Origin of the sequence: Verminephrobacter eiseniae EF01-2, assembly GCF_000015565.1 — a bacterium.
GTDB classification, from domain to species: Bacteria; Pseudomonadota; Gammaproteobacteria; order Burkholderiales; family Burkholderiaceae_C; genus Acidovorax; species Acidovorax eiseniae.
This window is the reverse complement of record NC_008786.1, coordinates 2,784,011-2,798,854: the sequence shown is the minus strand read 5'-3', so window position 1 is coordinate 2,798,854 and position 14,844 is coordinate 2,784,011. Positions and strand designations below refer to the sequence as shown.

Here is a 14,844-nt window from a genome sequence, read left to right as displayed (position 1 = left end):
GTCGCCCGCCCCGGAAGATACGAGCCCCCGCCGATGCTGCGCTCCCGCCGTGTATCCGGTCTTTTGGCCTGCGCGCTGGCGTTGGCGCTGACGGCACCCGGCGCGGCGCTGGCCCAGACCTACCCCGACCGGCCGATCAAGCTCGTCGTGCCCTATGCGCCCGGCGGCGCCACCGACATCCTGGGGCGCCTGCTGGCCGCGGCAATGGGCGAGCACCTGGGGCAGCCGATGGTGGTGGAGAACAGACCCGGCGCGAGCACGGTGGTGGCCGCATCCGCCGTGGCCAAGGCTGCGCCAGACGGTTACACCCTGCTGCTGGGCTCCAACACCACGCTCACGCTGAGCCCGGTCATCCGCTCCCGACTGCCGTATGACCCGGTGCGCAGCTTCACGACGATCGGCCTGGTGGCCGACATGGGGCTGCTGCTGGTGGTCCGCAGCGACATGCCGGGCAGCACGCTGGCCGACATCGTGGCCCAGGCCAGGGCCGCGCCCGGGCAACTCTCGTATGGCTCGCTCGGCACCGGCTCGGCGACGCACTTTGGCGCCGAGATGCTCCAATCTGCGGCGGGCATTCAGATGCTGCATGTGCCCTTCAACGGCAGCGCACCGAACCTGACCGCATTGATGGGCGGGCAGGTGCAGTTGGCGCTGGACACGGTGGTGGCATCCACCCCGCTGATCGAGGCCGGCAAGATCAAGCCCATCGCCACGCTCGGGTCGCAGCGCCTGCTGCGCCTGCCCCAGGTGCCCACCGTGGCCGAGAGCGGCTACCCGGGCCTGGACATGAGTGCCTGGTTCCTCTTCGTCGGGCCTGCGGACCTGCCCGCGCCGGTGCTCGGCAAGCTGGAAAAAGCGCTGGCCGACACCATGGCCTCGGCGGCGCTGAAAAAGAAAATGCAGGACCTGGGCCTGACCCCGGCCTGGGGCAACGGCGCGGCCCTGCGCGAGCGCGTGCAGCGCGAACTGCCCATGATGCGCGCCGTGGCTGCGCGCGCCGGCATCCGGGAAGATTGATGGCCCGACAGCGCCACCGAGGCCCGAACGGCAAGCCGCCGCCGCCTCGATACCGGCGCCGTAGTGCCGTCAGAAATGCCCGCACTGCTTTCCGGGCCGCAGCAGGACACCCGGGCGGAGCAGTCATCGGGGCAGCGGCAAAAACGATACCCGATGACGGAAGGCGGCCGGCGCACCGCCGCGCCAATGGGTGTCGCTTCAGGGTGTCACTTCAGGACGTCACTTCAACCAGGGCCTGATCCAGCCCAGTCCATCGGACGTGGCCTGCGCTACAGCGCCACGGCTGGGGCGGTATTCGCAGCCGATCCAGCCGTCGTAGCCCTCTTGGTCGAGCAGTTGGAACAGGTAGCTGTGGTTGATCTCGCCCACGTCCGGTTCATGGCGCTCGGGCACGCCGGCGATCTGGATATGGGCAATGCGGCCTGTGGGCAGGTACTGGCGCAACTTCGTCGCCAGGTCGCCCTCGACGATCTGGGCGTGGTACAGGTCCATCTGCACCTTGACGTTGGCGGCACCGATCTCGGCGACCAAGGCATGGGCCTGGTCTTGGCGGCTCAGGAAGAAGCCGGGCATGTCACGGCCATTGATGGGCTCCAGCAGGATGTCGATGCCCTGCGGCGCGGCCTGCTTGGCAGCGTGGCGCAGATTGGCGACATAGGTGGCGCGCACGGTGGCGGCGTCCACGCCCTGCGGCACCAGGCCGGCCATCACATGGATGCGGGGGCATTCGAGCACCTGGGCGTAGGCCAGGGCCTGCTCCAGCGCTGCGTGAAACTCGGCCTGGCGCCCTGGCAGGCAGGCCAGGCCGCGCTCGCCAGCGTCCCAGCGGCCGGCCGGGGCATTGAAGAGCACCTGCTGCAAGCCGTGGGCGCGCAGGCGCGCAGCCAGTTCTTGCGCGGGGTGGCTGTAGGGAAACAGGTATTCCACCGCCTTGAAACCATCGTCGGCAGCGGCGGCAAAGCGGTGCAAAAACTCTACCTCGTTGTAGAGCATCGAGAGGTTGGCGGCAAAGCGGGGCATGGGGGGGTCTTCCGTGGTCTGCGGGGTTTACATGGTTTGCATGATTTACATGGTTTACCGATGGGCGCCAAAGGTCTGGCGCAGTTCTGCAATGCGCGGCCCGGTCGGCGGGGTCGGGGCATGGCGGGGCTGGCACGGCAGCCACGGGCGCGCGGTTTCTTCCCGTGCTTCGAGCGCGGCCATCGCGGCGGCGGGGTTGTCGTGCCAGACATTGGGCGCCAGGCGCGCCAGCATCACGGCCCGGATCGGGCGGCCTGGGGGCGTGTCGCGCGCGGTGGTCTGCGCCACCGCCTTGGCGGCCTCGGGCGCGCCCGGGCGGTGATAGGGAATAGGGGGCACGCGGCCCAGCTTCATCACGAAGCAGGGCGTGATCGGCGCGCGCAGTTGCGCATCCGGCGCCAGCGGCCCGTCTGCCGCCGCATCGCTTGGCAACGAGCAGGACACCCGTGTCGAGTCACCGATCATCTGTCGGTCTGCGCTGGCCATCGGAGCGCATCGCGGCGTTGCATCGCTTGCCAATACGCTCGGTATGGGCTGCGCGCTGCGCCTGGCGCTGCGCTCCGATGGCTGCGCGCAGCCTACGACATCTGACCGATGACGCGACACCAGGCTTGTGCTGTGGGTATGGATGACGCAGCACGCAGGCGCGGCGGTGCTGGCCGACGCGGCGCAGACGGCGCAGAGGTGGCGGTGCAGCGCAATGGCCTTGCTGGCGCGAGCGCCAGACAGTTGCCGGCCCCGGGCATCGAACCGGGCCAGGCGCTCGGGCGCGGGCGTGCCCGGGCAGGCGTCGGTGGGCGTGATCAGGCAGTCATCGGCCAGCCGCACGCCGATGTTGCCGGCGCTGGCGTGCCCGTCGCCGCGCCCGAACAGGCGGCGGCCCACACGGCAGATCTCCGCCCGGGCTTGCCGTTCGTCGCCGTCCGGTGATTCCGGGCGCTGGTTCATGCCGGCAATCGGGCAAACGCCGCGCGAAAGAAGTCGCTGCGGCCAAAGTTACCTGACTTGAGCGCGATGTGCAGGCCCTCGGGCGCCAGGGGCGACCGCGCATGGCACCAGGGCACGCCGGGGTCTATCTGTGCGCCAATGCGCAACTGCGCTATGCCCAGGGCCTGCACGCAGGCGCCCGAGGTTTCGCCGCCGGCCACGATCAGTTGGCGCACGCCGCGCTGCACCAGAGCGCACGCGATCGCGGCCAGCGTGGCCTCGACCAGTGCCCCGGCCTGGTCGCTGCCCAACCGGCCCTGGATGGCGCGCACGGCCGACGGCTCGGCGCTGGAGTACAGCAGCACCGGGCCATGGGCGATATGCGCATCGGCCCAGGCCAGGGCCTCGGCGACCATGTCCATGCCCGAGGCAATGCGCAGCGGGTCGATGGCCAGCGCCGGCTTGCCCGCAGCGATGAAGTCCATCACCTGCTGGTTGGTCGCCACCGAGCAACTGCCCGACACGATGGCCTGCAGGCCCTGCGCTGCGGGCAGGCGGTCGGCCTCGTTGCCCGGCGCCAGGCCAAAGTTGCCGGGCAGGCCGATGGCCAGGCCAGAGCCTGCGGTGACCAGCGGCATGCCCTTGAGGGCCGCGCCCAGGCGCAGCAGGTCGGCGTTGCAGACGGCATCGGCCACGGCAATGCGCACACCGTCGGCCCGGAGCGCGGCCATGCGCGCCCGGATCGCGGCCTCGCCCTGGACGACCACGCGGTAATCGATCAGCCCCACGGGGTGCGTCGTTTGTGCCTGCAGCACGCGCACCAGGTTCGGGTCGGTCATCGGGGTGAGCGGGTGGTTTTGCATGCCGCTTTCGTTCAGCAGACGCTCGCCCACGAACAGGTAGCCGTTGAACACGGTGCGCTGGTTGTCCGGGAAGGCCGGGGTGGCGATGCAAAAGTCGCTGCCCAGGGCCTGCATCAGCGCCTCGGTCACCGGGCCGATATTGCCCTGGGCCGTGCTGTCGAAGGTGGAGCAGTATTTGAAATAGATCTGCTGCGCGCCCTGCGCCCGCAGCCATTGCAGCGCGGCCAGCGACCGGGCAACGGCCACGCTGGCCGCGATGGTGCGGGACTTGAGGGCCACCACGATGGCGTCGGCCTCGGTGTCCGGCGCAGCGCCGGGCACGCCGATGGTCTGGAGCACGCGCATGCCGGCGCGCGCCAGGTTGTTCGCCAGGTCGGTGGCGCCGGTGAAGTCGTCAGCGATGCAGCCCAGCGACAAGCGACTCATGCCTGCTCCTGGCCTGCGGGCAGGGCAATGCCGGCGAGGATGGGGCCCACGGCGCCGTCACCCGTGTTGGCACAACGCCGGCAAGTCATGGACGCGCTCCTTCAGGGACATAGGTGGCCCATTTTGCCCCACCCCCGCTGCGATGCATGAGCACCGCTCATCGACCCCCTGAGAATTGATCAGTTGCAGGCCGCGCCAGGCCCTCGTGTAATCGGGCCGGCCCACGAAGTCCTGACACGCGATGACATCAACCGACGCCAACCGACACCAACCGACACCAACCGACATCCAGGGCCAACGCCGTGCACCCGAAAACCGTCTACCCCTACATCCCCAACTCCGTGCCGCAAGTCAAAGCCGCGATGCTGGCGGCCACCGGCGCCCGGTCCATCGACGACTTTTACGCCGATATTCCGGCCGCGCTGCGTGCCCCCCGGGCCATGAACCTGCCAGCGCCGCTGCTGTCGGAGGCCAGGCTCAAGCGCCATGTGCAGGGCCTGCTGGCGCGCAACCGGCCCTGCAGCGAGGTCTTGAGCTTCTTGGGCGGTGGCTGCTACCAGCACCATGTGCCCGCCATCTGCGACGAGATCAACGGCCGCAGCGAGTTCCTGACCGCCTATGCGGGCGAGCCTTATGAGGACCATGGCCGCTTCCAGGCCCTGTGGGAATACTGCTCGATGATGGGCGAGTTGCTCCATCTCGATGTGGTCAGCATCCCCACCTACGATGGCCTGCAAGCGGCGGCAACCGCCTGCTGCATGGCCGCGCGATACACCGGCCGCCAGCGCGTCTTGCTCGCCGGCAACCTCAGCCCGGACAAGTGCTCGCACATCCGCACCTATGGCCGCAGCACGATCGTCTTTGACAGTTTCGCATTCGATGCCGTGACCGGATCGATCGATCAAAGCGCATTGGCAGCGCAGTTGGGCCCTGATGTGGCGGCGGTCTGCATCGACAATCCGAACTACTTTGGTGCGATCGAGGACGGCCCGGCGCTGGCGCGCCTGGTGCATGCATCCGGCGCGCTGCTGGTCGTGGGGGTCGACCCCGGCAGTCTGGGGGTGCTGACCGCGCCGGGCGACTATGGCGCCGATATCGTCTGCGGCGACATACAGACCCTGGGCATGCACATGAACTACGGCGGCGGCCATGGCGGCTTCATCGCCACGCGCGACGAGCCGGCACTGGTCATGCAGTACCCGTCGCGCCTGTTCGGCATCGCCCCCACCGAAGTACCGGGCCAATATGGCTTTGGCGATGTGGCTTATCAGCGCACCTCGTTCGACAAGCGGGAAAACGGCAACGAGTTCGTCGGCACGGCCGCCGCGCTGTGGGGCATTACCGCAGGCGTGTACCTGGCCAGCATGGGCCCGCAAGGCATGGCCGAACTGGGCGAGGGCATCTTGCAGCGCGTGGCCTATGCCCGCGCGCAGATCGCCGCCATCCCCGGTGTGCGCCTGGCGCATCCGGGCAGCGCCCATTTCAAGGAATTCGTCGTCGATTTCAACGCCACGGGCCGCAGCGTGGCGACGATCAACGCGCTGCTGCGCGAACACGCCATCTTCGGCGGCCACGACCTGTCCGGCCTGTTCCCGCAACTCGGCCAGGCGGGTCTGTACGCATTCACCGAGTTGCACAGCCAGGCCGATATCGACACCCTCGTGCAGACCCTGGCACTGGTCACCCGCCCATGACCGGCGCCAGACGATTCCATTTCCCCATCGTTCGTGAACGCGAGGCCGACGAAGTGCACGGATGATTTGGGCATGAAATGAGGAAAGAAATGAGGAAAGAGCCGATGCAAGATATCTCTGCCGCCCGCTTCACCCGGGGCCAGCCCCATTTGCGCCGCTACCACCAGGCGCGCTGGGACGAGCCGGTGATTTTCGAGCTCAGCCAGCCGGGCGAACGCGCGCTGCTGCTGCCCGAGGTGGAACCGGCGATCGCCGCCACCGCAGCCGCCCCATTGCCGCCCGGCATGCGCCGTGCCCAGGCGCCCGCATTGCCGCAACTGAGCCAGAACCGGGTGCTGCGCCATTACTTGCGCCTGTCCCAGGAAACCCTGGGGGCCGACCTGAACGTCGATATCGGGCAAGGCACCTGCACGATGAAGTACAACCCCAAGATCAACGAGCAACTGGCACGCGATGAGCGCATCAGCCAACTGCATCCGCTGCAGGATGAATCGACGGTGCAAGGCATGCTGCAGGTGATGCACGAGATGGAGCATGTCATCGAGGAGGTCTCGGGCATGGATGCGGTCAGTTTGCAGCCGCGCTCGGGATCGCAGGCCATTTACGCCAATATCGCGATGGTCCGCGCCTGGTTCGAGGCCCGTGGCGAAGCCGGTCAGCGTGACGAAATCATCACCACCATCTTCTCCCACCCCTCGGACGCGGCCTGCGCCAAGGTCGTGGGCTACAAGGTCATTACGCTGTACCCGGATGCCGATGGCTACCCGGACCTGGCCGCGATGCAGGCCGCCGTCGGGCCGCGCACCGCTGCGTTGGTGATCACCAACCCGGAAGATACCGGCATCTTCAATCCGCGCATCGCCCAATTCGTGCAAGCTGCGCATGATGTCGGAGCCTTGGCCTGCTATGACCAGGCCAACGCCAATGGCCTGCTGGGCATCACGCGCGCGCGTGATGCCGGTTTCGATCTGTGCCACTTCAATCTGCACAAGACCTTTGCCACGCCCCATGCCTGCGGCGGCCCCGCCGTCGGCGCATGCGCCGTCACGCAAGCCCTGGCCCCGTTTCTCCCCCATCCACGCATCGTCAAGGACGGGCAACGCTACCGCCTCCAGACCGATGAGAAAACCTCGATCGGCAAAGTGGCGGCCTTCATGGGGGCGGCCAGCATCGTGCTGCGGGCCTACGCCTGGGTCATGAATCTGGGGGCCGACGGTCTGCGCGAAGTCGCCGAAGTGGCGGTGCTGAACAACAACTACGTTATGCGCCAGCTATTGCAGATCAAGGGGCTCAGCGCCCCGTATGCCAACGGCAAAAGCCGCATCGAACAGGTGCGCTACAGCTGGCGCGAACTATCGGAAGAAACCGGCGTGCATGCCGAAGACATCGGCCTGCGCGCCGCCGACTACGGCGTGCATTACTGGACCAGCCACCACCCCTACATCGTTGCGGAACCTGCCACCATCGAACCCACCGAGGCCTATTCACGCGCCGATCTCGACGAATTCGTGCAAATCATGGCCCACATTGCCGATGAAGCACGCAGCACACCGCAGACGGTGACCAGCGCGCCGCACCGCTGCCCCACCCGCCGGGTCGACACCAAATACCTTGAAGACCCCCGGCAGTGGGCCATGACCTGGCGCGCCTGGCGGCGCAAGCTGGCCGAGCATGGCGCGCGTTGACAGGAACGAAACCGATGCCCAACACCCCGACCCCGCAAGCGCCAGGCGAAGTTGCCGGCAAGGTCGCCCTGATCACCGGCGCAGGCTCCGGCATTGGCCGCGCCACGGCGCTGCTGTTTGCCACTGAAGGCGCGCAGATCGTGGTCTGCGACCTGGACCCCGAAGGCGGGCAGGCCACGGTGCGCGCCATCGAACAGGCCGGCGCTCAGGCGCTGTTCGTTCAGGCCGATGTGGCGCAAGCGGCCGATTGCGCACGCGCAGTGCAGCAAACGCTGCGGCATTTCGCGCGCCTCGATGTGCTGTTCAACAACGCCGGCATCACCTGCCGCGCCAACGTCGTCGATACCAGCGAGGCCGATTGGGACGCGGTGATGGCCGTCAACGTCAAGTCGATCTTCCTGATGAGCCGGCAGGCGGTGCCCGTGATGGCGGAGCAAGGCGGGGGCAGCATCATCAACGCCGGCTCCGGCTGGGGTCTGGTCGGCGGCCGGGATGCCGTGTCCTACTGTGCAGCCAAAGGAGCCGTCGTCAACATGACGCGCGCGATGGCGCTCGACCACGGGCCGCAGCGGATCCGCGTCAACAGCGTCTGCCCCGGCGATACCGACACGGCCATGCTGCGCGACGAAGCGCGGCAATTGGGTTTGCCCGAGACGGCCCTGGTGCTGGCCGGCAATTCCCGGCCATTGATGCGTGTGGGGCGGGCCGAGGAAATTGCCCAGGTGGTGCTGTTTTTGGCCAGCGATCGGTCCTCGTTCGTGACCGGATCGGCCTATGTCGTCGACGGCGGCGGGCTGGCCGGCTCCGGTTGAGCCGGCGCTGCGTCCGGATCGCCCTGGCTATCCATCAGGAATTGCGCCAACGACTGGAACCGTGGCTGCGCGACCATGCTCGGCTGTGCTATCAGCCAGTAAGCGCCCTCGGCCTCGATGGTCTGTGCGAACGGCCGCACCAGCCGCCCCGAGCGCAGGTCATCGGCGATCAGCGCCAAGCGCCCCAGCGCAATGCCACGGCCGGCCATGGCGGCTGTCAGCAAGGCGTTGCTGTCGTCGATCACCAAGCCACGCCGGGTCGCGCGCACCGATAGCCCCACATGGGTCAGCCAGCGCTGCCAGTCCTGAGGGCCATCTTCGTGCAGCAGCGGGTAGTGGCAGACGGCCGAGGGCTGGCTCAGCGGATGCTCCGGGCGCTCCAGAGCGGGGGAGCAGACCGGCGTCAGCGCCGTTCCGAACAAGCGCCGGGCCCACAGCCGTGGCGGCGGCCGGGTGGTCCAGATCACGGCCATGTCCACCTGGCCCCGGGTGAGCACATCGGCCTGCGCCGTATGGTGCAGGTGCAGTTCGATGTCGGGATGGCGATCGATGAAGCGCGGCAAGCGCGGCATCAGCCATTTGCTCGAAAAAGTCGGCGTCACCGCCAATTGCAAAGTGCTCACCTGCGGGTTGCCCAGACTCGCCAGAACCCGCTCGATGCCATCGAAACTATCCGACAGCACCGCCAGCAACTGCTCGCCCGCCACCGTCAGCCGCACCTGCCTGGGCCTGCGCTCGAACAGTTGCGTGCCCAGGCTTTGTTCCAGCGCGCGGATCTGATGGCTGATCGCAGCTTGGGTAACGCACAACTCATGCGCCGCATTCGTGAATGACAACTGGCGTGCCGCTGCCTCAAAGCTGCGCAGTGCATTCAGGTGGTGAAGGTTTTTGCGCATGGCTTGCCACGGTAGATGCATGCGGCCACCGGTACGCTGCCTGTGCGCAGGCTGTGCGCTGCCGGGGGCCTGGATGAATTTGACCATGAGACCAAGTCATGCAGGAAATAATTTTCCTCACTTGCCGGAAAGCTCTATCGGTATTTCAATGTCCAAGCCTGTGGCTATTGTGCATTCCATATTCGAAGCATTGGAGGCATCGATGAAAAAACACCTTCCAATAGCCCTTCCAATAGCTGGCGTCGCCATTCTTTTGGCCATCCGTGGTCTGACCCATGCCGAAGAAATCGTCGTCGTCGAGATCGGTCATGCGGACCCCCTGTCGGGTCCATCCACGCACCATGGCAAAGACCGGGAACACGGTGTGCGTCTGGCCACGAAAGACCTGAACAGCCAAGGCATTCTCATTCTGATCGGCGGCAAAAAGGCGCGCTTCGAGTCGTTGGGCGCAGACGACGCAGCCGGCAAACGGGCACGATAAGGCGCTGGCGGCCAGGCCCAATGCCACCACGTTCGCACTCAATCCTTGCCCGAATGGATCAATTTGTAAATTGCCACCATCAATCCAACAAGAATGATGCTGATAGCCCAAAGCGTATAGTGAAATGAACCGTTATAACCATTTTCAAGAATGATTTTCAGCGCATCTGCCTTGTCTGATGCAACGGCCTGGAGAGGGAAGTTGATGTCGCCTGCTGCAAGTTTGTCGATCCATGTTTTTGCAACCCCCGTTTCGCCAGCAAAAGGGTGCAAGACATCTTTGAGGCCCAGCTCCAGGACAGTGGAAAGAAAGGCGCCATACAGTGCGACAGCAATGGCCTCGCTGCCCAGCCTGAAGGTGTTGACAACTCCGGCTGCCATTCCGGTTTTTTCTTCGGGCACGAATTTCAGCGCCAGCCCATCCACCAAGCCGGCAGACAAGCCCATTCCTATGCCCACCAAGAGCAGCGGCAACGATAACAGAAGCACAGGAATCCGGGGATGGCTGATAAGCGCCAGACTTGCGACCCCAAGAAGCAGGCTGAGAAGGCTGATGTAGATGATATTGACTGGATCGACCCCCCTCGTTGCCAATTTGCCCGCCAGTATTGGACAAACAAGCATCGGCGACGTCAATAGAATCATGCTCAGACCCGCTTGCGTGGCCGACAGGTGAAGAACGGTCATCAGATAGGTGGGCAAATAGGTCAGCAACGTGACAAACCCGAATGAAACCGCAACGGTCACCAATGCCATCCCTACAAATTTGCCGTTGAGCAACAAAGACAGGTCGAGCACGGGCTGCTGCCGATGGGTTTCGTATTTGATGAATGCAGCCAGCAGTAAAGCACTGGCAATGAGCAAGGATATGATTTTCATGTTGGCCCAACCCCATACCGGGGCCTGGACTATTGCCATCATCAAGGCCAGCAACAGGAAAATGAACAGTGTGGCCCCTATGGTATCGAACCCTTTCGTTGCCTGGGCGCGGGCCTTGTCTGCCGGAATGAGAGAGCTGGCAAAAATGACGATCGACAAGGAAATGGCATGGAACCAGAATATCGCATTCCAGCTATGGAACCCCAACAGGATTCCTGACAATGTAGGGCCGAGGCTTACTCCCAACCCGGCAACCGTTCCGAAAAATGCGAATGCACGCATGCGTGCCGCACCTTCGAATTGAATGGACAGGATGGAGATTCCGCAAGAAAAAACGGCAGCAGCCCCTATTCCTGCAAGTCCTCTCATCAAATCGAGAAACAATGGGTCGCTTGCCATCGCAGAGCATACTGAAGCAATGGCATAGAGCACGGACCCCATCAAGAAGCAACGTTTATGCCCAATTTTGTCTGCCAACGCCCCCCAGGTGAGGGTGAAGCAAGCGAACATCAAATTGAAGGCATTGACGACCCACTGTAAATTGTCAATGGACGCTCCAAGATCGATGCCGATCGCAGGCAACGCAAGCGCCGTACCTGAAATTGAACTGGGGACAACAAAAATGGCCAGCAAGATGACGGCCAATAATGCATTGCCGGATGTACCGGGGTTGATTTTTTCAATTTTATTCACACAAAGACTTCATTCATTGCTGCGCGATGCAACATCTCTTCCGGAACAGTCTGGCCATAATGCAAACTGTCGCTGAATTTCTCAGGCCATCAAGCCATGCAAGGGAATACCCCGGTGATATGGGTGAAAAAGAGGCCGCAGCGCTCACGGCATGGGCCTCGGATGGCTCGCATCCCGCCGATCGTTCGATGCAATGCGCGCCGGCGACTGTACACGACATTTGTGCACACCGGGGTGCCATTTGATCGGGGTTGGCGATTTGCCTCCATCGGCGGTCGGCGAAGGCCGCTCCAGGCTGGACAGGCGCGTGACGGGTGGGTCATGGTCCGGGCCGGGGCAGGGCCGGCATCTGGAACGCAACGAACCCCCGTTCAGCACGTTTGGGTCTCCTCAGCGGGATTGCATGTGCGCCGCGTACAACGAGGGCTGAAGGCCGCGCAACGCCTTGCGCCGCGCGACGATGTCGTGGTGGCGCCCCTGGCGCTCAAGGCCGAACAGTTCGATCAAAAGGCGCATCGCCTGCGCCGCAGCCAGGTGTTCGGACAGATCGGGACGCTGTGTCAGCATCCAGGCCGCCAACCATGCCCGGTCGCCTGCATCACCCGCGCCCTCGAAACTGGTTTCGAACCTGCGGATCCATTACGCAAAGAGCGGGTCGGGAGAACGCCGCGCCAGATCATCCAGGCGCCGAGGCGATAAGCACGCCAGTTCCGCCAGCATCGGCCAGGTCGCCTGCACACCGACCAAGTGCAAACGGGCCTCGACCATCCAGGCCAGCGGCGCCCGTATGATCGTCGGCGTACTCCGCGTCGAATGTCAGCCGCTCTGCGCGCTGTGCAAAGTCTTGCCACAACCATCCGAGCCAAGCGGCCGCACCCTTGTCGCCGAAGGTGCGATGCACCACCGGCTGGATGCTCTCCTGCAACGCCGGCCGCGACATGTCGAGCGGGTACTCTCGTGCCAGCCGTTCGCAGACCATGCGCGCAGCCGTGGCGTCGCACCGCTCAAGCGCTTGCATGGCATCGTTGCGCAGCATCGCGTCGCGGCTGTGCTCGAAGATGTCCAGTTGCATCGCTGCCCCCGCATCGAGGCGTGGCGCCTAATGATCGGTGCTCAGCAGCGGGGTATCCCCGGCGTGCGCGTCACTGGGCGTGGGCGGCAAATCCACGTACTGCCGCACCCATGCCGACATGATGATCATGCCCGAACGCGTCGCGAGTTCCCCTCGCTGCCCCTGCCCCTCCTGGGCGGCAGCGCGCAGTTGCGCGATAACCGATGAGTCTGCCGGCGTCGAGAACAGGCACACCGAGCCGGAGCACTCGAAATGCTCACGTATCCGCAAGACGCGGCAACCGAGTTGCATGCCCGAAGCCAAGATCTGCATGCCGGAGCGCTCCTGAACCACGATAGGCGCGGCATCGGCGTCCAGCACATCGCGGAGCGTCATCTGCACGCCCGGCATGACGTCGGTCACATCGTAGAGGCGCAAAGGGCTCTGCGCCAGTTGCTGCAACCAATAGCGCTGAGTCGCCGTCAGCAGTGGCCCGCCGGGGCCGAGCAGGTACTCGGACACCCGCTGGCGCACGCCCTTGATCTGCAGTTCCCCTTCGGCGATAAGCCAATCCATCAGGTTGACCTGCATGCCGACCCAGAACTCTTCGTCCATCTGCGCGCCGAGTTTGTCTCGTTGCCCATCGTCGAGCAGGCTCCCGAGCAATCCGGTCAAAGCGACCCGCGTGGCCTTGCGATGGCGCTCGAACAGCCAATCGACCACACGTTTGGCGGCACCGTCATGCCCCGTCGGCTCGGCAGCAAGCGCCTGCTGCTGCAGGCAACAGTGCTTGTGCTTCTTGCCGCTGCCGCACGGGCAGGGATCGTTTCGTCCGACTTTTGCTGTCATTGGCGGTTGCTCCCGTGTCAAATCCGGCGATTGTCGCTCGCTGGCGCCAGGTGCCCGCCGGTGTCGCCGACAACGGCAGCGGATGAACCCATTCTCCTTGGTCACTCCTGCCCCAAAAAAGCAAGGATGCCAGCCGCTCTTGTCACCGGGCTGTGCGCTGCTCGGCGCAGGCTGTCGCCACCGCTCATCCCCGGGGAGTGTCAAGCCATGTCGATGGCCCTGCACAAGAACGCCCGCACCACGCCGGCCGTGCGTGCCGAGATAGCCGCCAGTAGCCAGACCGCCAGTGTCTTGGCCCAGCGCTATGGCATCACCGAACAGACGGTCTACAAGTGGAAGAAACGCGAGGTCTTTGGGGACCGCTGTCACACAGCCCATCGCCTGCAGACCGTGCTCACGCCTGCACAAGAGACCGTGGTGGTCCACCTGCGGCGCACCTTGCTGCTGCCCCTGGATGACCTGCTGGCCGTTACGCGGGAGTTCCTCTGCCCTGATGTGTCACGCTCGGGGCTGGACCGGTGCCTGCGCCGCCACGGTGTGGGCAACCTCGATGCCCTCAAGCCCCAGGAGCCTAAGCGACGGCACGCAAAAACGAGAACCCGTCACCCACAGCCCACGATAAGCTTGATCTCATGTGCGCCAACTACGTGCCCGTCACTGCAACCCACCGGCTGCTTCAGTATTTCGGGGTGGTGGGCGGCACGGCGCAGCCGGAGGAGGACGTATTCCCGATGGGGTTGGCTCCCTTCATCCGGCGAGCAGTTTCCGACGAACCTGATGGCGAGGGAGACCTCACGGCCGGCAGCGCAGCAAACCGTCTGCTCGCCACGGGCATCTTCCGGTTTGTGCCGGACTTCGTCGCCAAGCTTGAATGGGCGCGCAGGACCTACAACGCGCGCTCCGAGACTGTCGCCGAGAAAGGCACTTTCCGTCCCGCGTGGGCTGCGGGACAACGCTGCATCATTCCGGCTGAGGCGATCTACGAACCGAACTACGAAAGCGGCAAATCCGTTCGCTGGCGAATTGCAAAAGCCAGCGGCCTGCCGATGGGCATCGCCGGCATCTACACGTCCTGGAAAAATCCCGAAGGCAAAGAGGTCTTCGGGATGTCGATGCTCACGGTGAATGCCGACGACCATCCTTTCATGAAGCGCTTCCATGCGCCCGGACACGAAAAGCGGATGGTTGTGATCCTCGAGCCGAGCGATTTCGATGGCTGGCTGAGTTGCCCAGTAAGCGAGGCGCGGGAGAAGTATTGCAAGCCGTGGGCAGGCGAACGTGAAGGCGTTCCTGCGCCGCTTCCCTTGAGAACAAAGGCCAACACTTCAGCTGAGACGCAGCCGAAGGCGCCCGCGAAAGCAAAGACCACCCCAGTGAAGAAACCCAAACCACCGGCTCCGCCCGCATCGTTGAACGGTGAGCTTTTTTAAAGTGTTGAGTACGAGGAGTTTCGCGGACTTGCACTTTACCTCCACGGGGCCGGCCGCGTCTTACGCAGCGGGAAGACGCTCGTCGGTTGGTCACCATTTGATAGAGGTGTCGTCGAGCCTGA

Annotated in this window: 14 protein-coding genes and 1 pseudogene; 7 read left to right on the top strand and 8 right to left on the bottom strand. The window is 64.8% G+C overall.

Annotation, left to right across the window (positions count from 1 at the left end; genetic code table 11):
* Positions 1 to 33 precede the first annotated feature (33 nt).
* Positions 34 to 1,017, top strand: coding sequence for a Bug family tripartite tricarboxylate transporter substrate binding protein (locus VEIS_RS12050; protein ID WP_011810211.1), 984 nt, complete (start codon positions 34 to 36; stop codon positions 1,015 to 1,017).
* A 219-nt stretch (positions 1,018 to 1,236) separates the two neighbouring features.
* On the opposite strand, the gene otnI is transcribed toward VEIS_RS12050, so the two are convergent.
* Genes otnI through otnK form a run of 3 tightly spaced genes read right to left on the bottom strand, consistent with a single transcriptional unit; the run spans position 1,237 to position 4,253 of the window.
* Positions 1,237 to 2,037: a 2-oxo-tetronate isomerase gene (gene otnI, locus VEIS_RS12045; protein WP_011810210.1), complete on the bottom strand. Its 801-nt coding sequence runs from the start codon at positions 2,035 to 2,037 to the stop codon at positions 1,237 to 1,239.
* A 54-nt stretch (positions 2,038 to 2,091) separates the two neighbouring features.
* Positions 2,092 to 2,985 (bottom strand): class II aldolase/adducin family protein, encoded by an 894-nt coding sequence (locus VEIS_RS26150; protein WP_011810209.1) that lies wholly within the window; start codon positions 2,983 to 2,985, stop codon positions 2,092 to 2,094.
* The gene (gene otnK, locus VEIS_RS12035; RefSeq protein WP_011810208.1) at positions 2,982 to 4,253 is read right to left on the bottom strand and encodes a 3-oxo-tetronate kinase; all 1,272 of its coding nucleotides are present in this window, start codon (positions 4,251 to 4,253) and stop codon (positions 2,982 to 2,984) included. The genes VEIS_RS26150 and otnK overlap by 4 nt, the downstream gene beginning before the upstream one ends.
* 302 nt (positions 4,254 to 4,555) lie before the next feature.
* Here otnK and gcvPA point away from each other — a divergent pair, with 302 nt between their 5' ends.
* The 3 genes from gcvPA to VEIS_RS12020 all read left to right on the top strand — a co-directional run bounded on the left by gcvPA (position 4,556) and on the right by VEIS_RS12020 (position 8,444).
* Positions 4,556 to 5,947 (top strand): aminomethyl-transferring glycine dehydrogenase subunit GcvPA, encoded by a 1,392-nt coding sequence (gene gcvPA / locus VEIS_RS12030; protein ID WP_011810207.1) that lies wholly within the window; start codon positions 4,556 to 4,558, stop codon positions 5,945 to 5,947.
* Between the two features lie 104 nt (positions 5,948 to 6,051).
* A complete protein-coding gene (gene gcvPB, locus VEIS_RS12025) occupies positions 6,052 to 7,632 on the top strand; it encodes an aminomethyl-transferring glycine dehydrogenase subunit GcvPB (protein WP_049774069.1) in 1,581 nt (526 codons plus the stop codon).
* A gap of 14 nt (positions 7,633 to 7,646) precedes the next feature.
* Entirely contained in the window at positions 7,647 to 8,444 is a 798-nt protein-coding gene (locus tag VEIS_RS12020; protein WP_011810205.1) for an SDR family NAD(P)-dependent oxidoreductase, read from the top strand.
* Here VEIS_RS12020 and VEIS_RS12015 read toward each other — a convergent pair.
* A complete protein-coding gene (locus VEIS_RS12015; RefSeq protein WP_198137854.1) occupies positions 8,405 to 9,340 on the bottom strand; it encodes a LysR substrate-binding domain-containing protein in 936 nt (311 codons plus the stop codon). The genes VEIS_RS12020 and VEIS_RS12015 overlap by 40 nt on opposite strands.
* Positions 9,341 to 9,425: 85 nt before the next feature.
* Here VEIS_RS12015 and VEIS_RS28680 point away from each other — a divergent pair, with 85 nt between their 5' ends.
* Positions 9,426 to 9,821, top strand: a complete 396-nt coding sequence (locus tag VEIS_RS28680; RefSeq protein ID WP_157048490.1) for a hypothetical protein — start codon at positions 9,426 to 9,428, stop codon at positions 9,819 to 9,821.
* A gap of 38 nt (positions 9,822 to 9,859) precedes the next feature.
* On the opposite strand, the gene VEIS_RS12005 is transcribed toward VEIS_RS28680, so the two are convergent.
* The 4 genes from VEIS_RS12005 to VEIS_RS31140 all read right to left on the bottom strand — a co-directional run bounded on the left by VEIS_RS12005 (position 9,860) and on the right by VEIS_RS31140 (position 13,292).
* Positions 9,860 to 11,392 carry an MFS transporter gene (locus tag VEIS_RS12005; protein WP_011810202.1) on the bottom strand — a complete coding sequence of 511 codons (1,533 nt, stop codon included), beginning with the start codon at positions 11,390 to 11,392 and terminating at the stop codon, positions 9,860 to 9,862.
* Between the two features lie 390 nt (positions 11,393 to 11,782).
* The gene (locus tag VEIS_RS28675) at positions 11,783 to 11,971 is read right to left on the bottom strand and encodes a hypothetical protein (RefSeq protein ID WP_157048489.1); all 189 of its coding nucleotides are present in this window, start codon (positions 11,969 to 11,971) and stop codon (positions 11,783 to 11,785) included.
* Positions 11,972 to 12,068: 97 nt separating this feature from the next.
* Positions 12,069 to 12,464, bottom strand: coding sequence for a hypothetical protein (locus tag VEIS_RS12000; RefSeq protein WP_011810200.1), 396 nt, complete (start codon positions 12,462 to 12,464; stop codon positions 12,069 to 12,071).
* Between the two features lie 27 nt (positions 12,465 to 12,491).
* Positions 12,492 to 13,292, bottom strand: coding sequence for a YecA family protein (locus tag VEIS_RS31140; RefSeq protein WP_011810199.1), 801 nt, complete (start codon positions 13,290 to 13,292; stop codon positions 12,492 to 12,494).
* Positions 13,293 to 13,499: 207 nt separating this feature from the next.
* Between VEIS_RS31140 and VEIS_RS26140 the strand changes: the two are divergent.
* Positions 13,500 to 13,901, top strand: a pseudogene (locus VEIS_RS26140) (IS481 family transposase); the annotation flags it as partial.
* Positions 13,902 to 13,924: 23 nt separating this feature from the next.
* On the top strand, positions 13,925 to 14,722 hold the full coding sequence (locus tag VEIS_RS11990; RefSeq protein ID WP_011810198.1) for an SOS response-associated peptidase: 798 nt from the start codon (positions 13,925 to 13,927) through the stop codon (positions 14,720 to 14,722).
* The last annotated feature ends 122 nt before the right edge of the window (positions 14,723 to 14,844 follow it).